This is a genomic window from Caulobacter sp. GW821-FHT10A10, from assembly GCF_059415745.1.
Genome location: NZ_JBWKNV010000007.1, coordinates 356,585 through 364,679 on the forward strand (window position 1 = coordinate 356,585; position 8,095 = coordinate 364,679).

The window sequence follows — 8,095 nt, forward strand, 5'->3', positions numbered from 1 at the left end:
CGGATGTAGCTCAGTTGGTTAGAGCGCCGGCCTGTCACGCCGGAGGTCGCGGGTTCGAGCCCCGTCATTCGCGCCACCTTCCTTTAAGAAGGTAGCGATCCGAGGTAAAAGCGAGCGCTTCGTAGGGTTTTACGGCCTTACGCGACGCGGATGTAGCTCAGTTGGTTAGAGCGCCGGCCTGTCACGCCGGAGGTCGCGGGTTCGAGCCCCGTCATTCGCGCCACTTTCCCCTCCCCCATTTTTTGAACTGCCCAGACAAGCGCCTTGTGCTGCCGCTTGCGTGCGCGTTCGCCACTCCGACTGCGACAAATTGTGTCCGCGGACGGTTGTTACCGAGCGGTCGCATCCCGATCTAGCGGACATGACTCAGCCCGCCGATCTCCCGCTTTCCGTCCTGGATCTGTCGCCGGTTCCTCAAGGAACATCGGTCAGTAAAGCCTTGGCCAATACTTTGGACCTCGCGCGTCATGCCGAGTCTCTAGGTTTCCACAGGTTTTGGCTGGCCGAGCACCACAACATGCCCGGCATCGCCAGCGCCGCTACAACCGTGGTGATCGGTCATGTGGCCGCCGGAACCTCGAAGATTCGAGTCGGGTCGGGCGGAATCATGCTGCCGAACCACGCGCCGCTGATGGTCGCCGAGGCTTTCGGCACGCTGGCGGCCCTGCATCCGGGCAGAATCGATCTGGGCCTGGGCCGCGCGCCGGGCACCGACCAGGCCACCATGCGGGCGCTTCGCCGCTACATGGGCGGGGTCGATCGCTTCGCCGAGGCCGTCGTCGAGCTGCAGCAGTGGTTCAAGCCGGCCTCGGAAGACCAGTCTGTGCGCGCCGTGCCAGGCGAAGGACAGGACGTGCCGATGTGGCTGCTGGGCTCCAGCACCTATGGCGCGCAACTGGCCGCGGCGCTGGGCCTGCCCTATGCCTTCGCGGCACACTTCGCGCCAGACCAGTTGATGGAGGCGATCGAGGTTTATCGCCGCGGCTTCCGGCCGTCCGAACAGCTGGACAAGCCCTACTTCATGATCTGCATCGGGGTGTGCGCGGCCGACACCGACGAGGAGGCGCGTCGCCTATTCACCTCGACCCAGCAGCAGTTCCTGGCCCTGCGCCGAGGCCGGCCCGGCCTGCTGCCGCCGCCCGTCGACGACATCACCGCCATCGCCGCGCCGCACGAACTGGCGGGCCTGGATCATACGTTCCGCTATTCGGCGATCGGCTCGCCGCAAACCGTCGCCGCCAAGGTCAAGGCGGTGATCGCCGCCACCGGCGCCGACGAGGTGATGGCCGCCTCGCAGATCTTCGACCACGCCGCGCGACTGCGCAGCTACGAGATCCTGGCGGGCCTGCGCGGCGAACTGCGCCAGGCCGCCTGACGCTTTACTAGTGCGAGGCGGCGGCTTCCGCCGCTTCGCCGACGAACGCCCGCGAGCCGGTGAGGCGGCCGTAGATTCCGGTCAGGCGCTCGAACACCGGTGTCCAGCCATGCCGGGCCTCGGCCCGCAGGCGCGCGGCGCGGCCCAGGGCGGCGACGTCGCGAGCGAACAGAGCTTCGATCGCCTCAGCGAAGACCCCGCCTTCCGAAGCCGAGGCCAGCATGCCCACGGCTTCATCGACGCTTTCGGCCACGCCGCCGGCGTCGACGCCGATGACCGGCAGGCCGCAGGCCATGGCTTCCAGCACGATCAGGCCGAAGGGCTCGTTGTCGTTGGCGTGCACGAAGGCGTCGCAGCCGGCCAGGATGGCGGCCAGCGCCTCGGGGTCGCGCTGATAGTCCATCGAGATCACCCGATCGCTGGGCCGCGCGCCCGCCCCGGCGCCGACCAGCAGCAGGACATAGGGCTCGCCCAGCTTCTCGACGGCGTCGACCAGAACATCGAGCTTCTTTTCCCGCGCCGGACGGCCGGCGAAGACGAGGATGCGATGGCGGTCGGTCAGGCCCAGGCGCCGGCGCAGGGCCGCGCGATCGCCGCGCGCCGGGTGGAAGGTGTCGACGTCGACGCCCAGCGGCAGGCCGATGGCGTCTCGAACCCCCGCCTCAACCAGCCGGCCGGCGATGAAGTGGCTGGGCGCCACGACCTGGTCGAACTGGCGATAGATCGCCGCCCAGCGCTTCTGGACCGGCTTTTCGGCCCACTCACCGATATGCAGGGCCGCCAGGGCGCCGAGATCGGTGTGGCAGAATCCGACGACCGGCACGCCCATGGCGTCGCCCGCCTTCAGCGCCGCCAGGCCCGGGGTGTAGGGGTCGCCGGCCTCGATGATGTCGGGCCGCTGACGAATCAGGCGCTCCATCCAGCTGGTCTTGCCGATGGGCCAGCGATAGCCGTCGCCGAACGGCAGGGGCGCGGCATAGATCGACACGCGGCCGTGGCCGTCATGGGCGTCGCGCGGCCCGGGCACGACCAGGGTGTGGCGCACGCTCGGCCGATTGGCGGCCAGCCACGCGCGTTTTGCATTGAGATATCGGCGCACGCCGCCGCTGCGCGGCGCGTAAAGCATTGTCGTATCGATCAAACGGGCGGGCCGACCTGAGGCGGATCGAATCTGCGGCGCGCCGGCTTCAGGGCTCGGCGGAGAAGTGGGCAGAAGATCGATCACGCCGTACCTCGCTGCTGCAGCGGGGCCGTCTTACGCGGCCGCCAAGCGATTAAGGTGCTCAGCGACGGGAGGTTCCCCCGAAGCTTGGCCGCTGTCCAGCGGCTCGCGCGCCACCCTACGTCGTGCCCGCGCCAGGCGCAAAAACATCTGATACGAGACCGTTCGCTAGGTTGCGTAGGGGGCGAGGATCATGGCGCGGTTTCTGTTCACGACCTGGGAGGGCGGCGGCCACGTCCAGCCTCTGCTGATGGTCGCCGCCGACCTGGCCGCGCGCGGTCATGAGGTGCTGGCGATCAGCGATCCGGCCAACGCCGCCGACGCCGCTGCCCTGTCGGTACCGTTCCGCCCTTGGACGACCGCGCCGTTCCAGACCGGCAAGTCCCGCGAGGACGACCGGCTGCGCGATTTCGAGGCCGACAATCCGATGGCGGTCATCGAGCGCCTGCTCGACCGGGTGATGACCGGCCCGGCCGGAGCTTACGCCCACGACGTGCTGGAGGCGCTGGACGCCTTCCCCGCCGACGAGATCGTGAGCCAGGAGCTGCTGCTCGGCGCCATGGTCGCCGCCCAGGCGCGGGGCGCGAAGCTCGCCCTGTTGGCCGCCAATGTCTGGTCGCTGCCCAACCTGCCCGGCGCACCGCCATTCGGCGCGGGCATGGCTCCGGCGGCCGACGACCAGGAGCGGGCCATGCATGCGATGGTCGCTCAGATGGCGCGGGGTCTTTTCCAATCGGGCCTGCCGGCGCTGAACGCCGCCCGGGCCGAGTATGGCCTGCCCGCGCTAGCCGATCTCTTCGAGCAGTACGACGCCGCCGACGCCATCCTGCTGGCGACCAGCCCGGCCTTCGACTTCGCGCCCGATCCCCTGCCCGCCCCGTTCGCCCATGTCGGCCCTTACCTGGCCGATCCTGCCTGGGTGGAGCGCGTCGAACTTCCCGAAGGCGAAGCGCCGTTGGTGCTGGTGTCGTTCTCGAGCCTTTACCAGGCGCAGGAGACAGCGCTTCGCAACGTGCTGGCCGCCCTTTCCGCCCTGCCCGTCCGCGCCCTGGTCACGACCGGCCCGACCTTGGATCCCGCAGAGTTCGAGGCCCCGGCCAATGTGAAGGTCGTACGCAGCGCCCCGCATGGCGCGCTGCTGAAGGACGCCGCCGCCTTCGTGACCCACGCCGGCCACGGCTCGACCCTGCGGCCGCTGATGGAGGGCGTTCCCCTACTGTGCCTGCCCATGGGCCGCGACCAGAACGACAACGCCATGCGCGCCGCCCACCGAGGCGCGGCGATCACCCTGGCGCCGGATGCAACGTCGGAGAAGATCGGCCAGGCCCTGACGCGACTGCTGGACGAGCCGGCCTGGCGCGAGGCCGCCAAAGCCCTGGGCGATCAGATCGCCGCCGATGCCAAGGGACGCGGCGCCGCCCAGGCGCTGGAGGCCCTGATCTAGAGCGCGCCTACCAGTCGTCGCGGCCGTTGACGTAGCGGCGCGGCACGGGCGCGGGATCGAAGTCGTCGAGCAGGCGGGCGTTGATGCAGACGCGCGGCTGGTCGTAGTCCGGCTTGCCGGTGCTGAAGTCCGGAAACTCGCTGTAGGTCCCGCAGCCGCAGATGGCGCAGTGGTGATGCGAGCCGAGGTAATGACCGAACTGGTAGGTCGAGACCCGGTCGCGGGCGGTCAGCAGCTTGAAGGTGGCGGGCGTGTAGTAGGCCGCCAGGGTCCCCCGCTTGGAGCAGATCGAGCAATTGCACTCGGTGATCTCGGTCGGTGCGGTCTCGACCTCGAACTGCGTGGCGCCGCAGTGGCAGCTTCCCTTGACGGGCATGACGGTCTCCCTTTTCGGCGTCGGAACGCCTGGGAGACTGCCGAAGGTCCACTGACAGCCTGGTGTCAGCAGTCCATTCAAGATCCTGGTGGGCGGTGAGGGGATCGAACCCCCGACCCTCTCGGTGTAAACGAGACGCTCTACCGCTGAGCTAACCGCCCGCAGGGTCCGCGCTTCTAGCCGCCGAATGGCGGTCTGGGAAGCACGCATGAAAAAGGGCGGGACGTCTTGGGAACGCCCCGCCCCTTTGAAGACCGAAAACGGGATTAGCCGTTCAGGGTGGTCTTCAGGCCTTCACCGACCTGGAAGCGGGCGGTCTTGGAGGCCGGACGCTCGACGGTTTCACCGGTGCGCGGGTTGCGCGCGGTGCCCGCGGCGCGGGTCACGGCCTTGAAGGTGCCGAAGCCCACCAGACGCACGTCCGAGCCCGACTTCAGCGAAGCGGTGACGGTGTCGATGAAAGCTTCCAGGGCGTCCTTCGCCTGGTTCTTGTTGATGCCCGCCTTTTCGGCGATCGCCGTGACGAGTTCGGCTTTTGTGGTCATTTTTATCTCCCAGCCAATAAGCGGCGGCGCTGCAACAGCTTACGCCGCTTCGCTCGCCGGGAAGTATGCGGGGAACGCTTGCCCCGTCAAACGAAGGCGGCGCGGAAAATTCCCGCGCCGCCCCAGTTATCAACAATAAGTTACTGTTAGTGCGTGAGAACCGCGTCGTCTCCGGCTTCGTCGCCCTTCGCCGGGCCCGTCAGGGGCTCCGCCGATTCGCTCCACTCGACCGGAGTCAGGGGTCCGGTGAGGGCGTGCTTGAGCACTTCGTCGACCGTCGAGACCGGAATGATCTCGAGACCGGCCTTCACGGATTCCGGCACGTCGACGAGATCCTTCTCGTTTTCCTGCGGGATCAGCACCGTCTTCACGCCCGACCGCAGGGCCGCCAGCAGCTTCTCCTTGAGGCCGCCGATGGCGGTCACCCGGCCGCGCAGGGTGATCTCGCCGGTCATGGCGATGTCCTTGCGGATCGGGATGCCGGTCAGCACCGAGACCATGACCAGAGCCATGGCGATACCGGCCGACGGACCGTCCTTGGGCGTGGCGCCGTCCGGCACGTGGATGTGGACGTCGGTCTTCTCGAACACCGGCGGCTTGATGCCGAACTGCAGCGCCCGCGAGCGGACGTAGCTGTTGGCCGCCGAGATCGACTCCTTCATCACGTCCTTGAGGTTGCCGGTGATCGACATGCGACCCTTGCCCGGCATCTTCACGGCTTCGATCGTGAGGATGTCGCCGCCGAACTCCGTCCAGGCCAGACCGGTGACGATGCCGACCTGATCGACTTCGTCGGTCTCGCCGTAGCGGTACTTCTTGACGCCGGCGTACTTGGCCAGACGCTCGTCATCGATCGTGATGCTGGACAGCTTCTCGCGGGCCAGGTCACGCACCGTCTTGCGGGCCAGGGCGCCCAGTTCCCGCTCCAGCGACCGCACGCCGGCTTCCCGGGTGTAGTAGCGGATCAGGTCGCGGATCGCCTTTTCCGGGACGACGAACTCGCTGTCCTTCAGGCCGTGGTCCTTGGCGAGCTTCGGCAGCACGTGGCGCTTGGCGATCTCCAGCTTCTCATCCTCGGTGTAGCCGGGGATGCGGATGATCTCCATGCGGTCCAGCAGCGGCTGGGGCATGTTCAGGCTGTTGGCCGTGGTGACGAACATCACCTGGCTCAGGTCGTAGTCGACCTCCAGGTAGTGGTCGCCGAAGGTCGAGTTCTGCGACGGGTCCAGAACTTCCAGCAGGGCCGAGGCCGGATCGCCGCGATAGTCGCTGCCCATCTTGTCGATTTCGTCGAGCAGGACGAAGGCGTTGGTGGTCTTGGCCTTCTTCATCGACTGGACGACCTTGCCGGGCATCGAGCCGATATAGGTGCGGCGGTGACCGCGGATCTCGGCCTCGTCACGCACGCCGCCGAGGCTCATGCGCACGAACTCGCGACCCGTCGCCTTGGCGATCGACTTGCCCAGCGAGGTCTTGCCGACGCCGGGAGGACCGACGAGGCAGAGGATCGGGCCCTTCAGCGAATTGGTCCGGGCCTGTACGGCCAGGTACTCCAGGATCCGCTCCTTGACCTTCTCCAGACCGTAGTGGTCGGCGTCGAGGATCTCCTCGCTCTCGCCCAGGTCGATCTTCTTGGTCTTGGCCTTGCCCCACGGGATCGACAGCAGCCAGTCCAGATAGTTCCGGACCACCGTGCTCTCGGCCGACATCGGGCTCATGTTGCGCAGCTTCTTCAGCTCGCCCTCGGCCTTGGCCCGGGCTTCCTTCGAAAGCTTGGTCTTCTTGATGCGCTTCTCGAGCTCGATCAGCTCGTCGCGCTGATCGTCGGGGTCGCCCAGCTCGCGCTGGATCGCCTTCATCTGCTCGTTCAGATAATATTCGCGCTGGGTCTTCTCCATCTGGCGCTTCACGCGCGAGCGGATCTTCTTCTCGACCTGCAGCACCGAGATCTCGCCTTCCATGAGGGCGAAGACCTTCTCCAGGCGCTTGGTGACGTCGAAAATTTCCAGCAGGTGCTGCTTGTCGCCGATCTTCACCGATAGGTGAGCGGCGATGCTGTCGGCCAGCTTGCCCGGCTCGGCGATCTGCGGGATCGACGCCAGGGCCTCGGGCGGCACCTTCTTGTTCAGTTTGACGTAGTTCTCGAACTGCTCGACGACGGCGCGAGACAGCGCCTCGGCCTCGGGACCGGCGCCCTGGTCTTCGCTGACTTCGCCGACCTGGGCCTCGTAATAGGCCTCCTGCTCGGTGAAGCGCACGACGGCGGCGCGCCCCTTGCCCTCGACCAGCACCTTGACGGTGCCGTCGGGCAGTTTCAGCAGTTGCAGCACGGTGGCCAGCACGCCGACTTCGTAGATGTCGGCCGGGGCCGGATCATCGTCGGCGCTGTTCTTTTGGGTGACGAGCAGGATCTGCTTGTCGCCGCGCATCACTTCCTCGAGGGCGCGGACGGATTTGTCGCGCCCGACGAACAGCGGAACCACCATGTGCGGGAACACAACGATATCCCGCAGGGGCAACACAGGAAGCGTACGGATCTCAGACATATTTTCACTCCCGGCCGGCGCGTGAACCCCGCGCCTCGCCATGCGGACTGCCGTCACTTCAGACGATGCGCCTGAGTCGTACAGTCCGTCCGCCCGGGACTGGGCGGATGGTCGTTATTTATGTGGACCTTTTGCGACGCGGTTCAAGCGTGCTCGCCCGCCAGCGGCGACGAGTCGCGCATTGGTGGTGACGCTGGATATTTTGGTCTCGGGGCGGGCTTGGCCGTGGGGATTTCGACGACTTGGCCGCTGACGCAGCGGCAGATCGTTTCTTCGCCGCGGTGCGGTAGAGCGCGATCCTTCTCCCTTGCGGGAGAAGAAAGGAACCTCCCCCCGTGGGGGAGGCGATCGCGCAGCGATCGGTGGGGGGTGTTTTTGCGAGGACGGCCAGCGTGGCGGCGGCTGAAACCGTCCCCCCCACCGGCCTTCGGCCGCCTCCCCCACAGGGGGAGGTTCCTTGATGCTTGGACACGGCTTCTCGCACTCCCGTGAAAACTCACGAAAGTTGGTGGGGAGGCGCGGAGCGGCCGGGCGGAGCCCGGAGACCGTGATGTGTTTTAGCGTTTCGGCTTCGTCTGACCGCTCCG

The 8,095-nt window shown here is 67.2% G+C and carries 6 protein-coding genes and 2 tRNA genes; 3 read left to right on the top strand and 5 right to left on the bottom strand.

Annotated features, from left to right (window positions below; genetic code table 11):
• Positions 1-146 precede the first annotated feature (146 nt).
• Both AC07NS_RS20760 and AC07NS_RS20765 read left to right on the top strand, forming a co-directional pair.
• Positions 147-223, top strand: a tRNA-Asp gene (locus AC07NS_RS20760).
• 138 nt (positions 224-361) lie between these two features.
• Positions 362-1,375 carry an LLM class flavin-dependent oxidoreductase gene (locus tag AC07NS_RS20765; protein WP_494606279.1) on the top strand — a complete coding sequence of 338 codons (1,014 nt, stop codon included), beginning with the start codon at positions 362-364 and terminating at the stop codon, positions 1,373-1,375.
• Positions 1,376-1,382: 7 nt separating this feature from the next.
• Here AC07NS_RS20765 and AC07NS_RS20770 read toward each other — a convergent pair whose 3' ends face one another.
• Complete coding sequence (locus AC07NS_RS20770; RefSeq protein WP_494606302.1) at positions 1,383-2,588, bottom strand: glycosyltransferase family 4 protein; 1,206 nt, start codon at positions 2,586-2,588, stop codon at positions 1,383-1,385.
• Positions 2,589-2,790: 202 nt separating this feature from the next.
• On the opposite strand from AC07NS_RS20770, the gene AC07NS_RS20775 reads away from it, so the two are divergent.
• Positions 2,791-4,041 (top strand): nucleotide disphospho-sugar-binding domain-containing protein, encoded by a 1,251-nt coding sequence (locus AC07NS_RS20775; RefSeq protein WP_494606281.1) that lies wholly within the window; start codon positions 2,791-2,793, stop codon positions 4,039-4,041.
• Between the two features lie 7 nt (positions 4,042-4,048).
• Here the strand turns inward: AC07NS_RS20775 and AC07NS_RS20780 are convergent, their stop codons facing one another.
• The 4 genes from AC07NS_RS20780 to lon all read right to left on the bottom strand — a co-directional run bounded on the left by AC07NS_RS20780 (position 4,049) and on the right by lon (position 7,508).
• Complete coding sequence (locus AC07NS_RS20780) at positions 4,049-4,417, bottom strand: GFA family protein (protein ID WP_494606283.1); 369 nt, start codon at positions 4,415-4,417, stop codon at positions 4,049-4,051.
• 86 nt (positions 4,418-4,503) lie between these two features.
• A tRNA-Val gene (locus AC07NS_RS20785) sits at positions 4,504-4,578 on the bottom strand.
• Between the two features lie 105 nt (positions 4,579-4,683).
• The gene (locus tag AC07NS_RS20790) at positions 4,684-4,962 is read right to left on the bottom strand and encodes an HU family DNA-binding protein (protein ID WP_110117750.1); all 279 of its coding nucleotides are present in this window, start codon (positions 4,960-4,962) and stop codon (positions 4,684-4,686) included.
• Between the two features lie 146 nt (positions 4,963-5,108).
• On the bottom strand, positions 5,109-7,508 hold the full coding sequence (gene lon, locus AC07NS_RS20795; RefSeq protein WP_494606285.1) for an endopeptidase La: 2,400 nt from the start codon (positions 7,506-7,508) through the stop codon (positions 5,109-5,111).
• Positions 7,509-8,095 lie beyond the last annotated feature (587 nt).